This is a genomic window from Parvimonas sp. M20 (genome assembly GCF_035282425.1).
Lineage (GTDB): Bacteria > Bacillota > Clostridia > Tissierellales > Peptoniphilaceae > Parvimonas.
This window is the reverse complement of the sequence record NZ_JAYKBQ010000141.1, coordinates 1-278: the sequence shown is the minus strand read 5'-3', so window position 1 is coordinate 278 and position 278 is coordinate 1. Positions and strand designations below refer to the sequence as shown.

Genomic DNA, 278 nt, shown 5'->3' with positions numbered 1-278 from the left:
CTTGAATTTCATGGTCTTCTTCGCGCAGAATTGGCTGAATAATGTTCAGATAGTTCTTAAAACGCTCTTCAACTTCTTGAATTCTACTAGCCTTGGCAAAAGCAAATTCCAAAGTATTGTAAGAGACCTCAAAAAGAATCCTGTCTTCATTTTTAGTAGATTTCAGTTGGATGGGATTGCCATCTCTATCAAATCGTTCCGACTCAAAATCATACTCTTCCAATAGATGCTTCAAGAGATTCTTGGCCACATTTGTATCAGTCGCTCCGCCCTGGCTA

At 39.2% G+C, this 278-nt stretch carries 1 protein-coding gene; it reads right to left on the bottom strand.

Annotated elements, in window-relative coordinates:
* Window positions 1-278, bottom strand: a 278-nt coding sequence (locus VJI93_RS08740) for a hypothetical protein (protein WP_324009310.1), incomplete at both ends; no start/stop codon positions are given.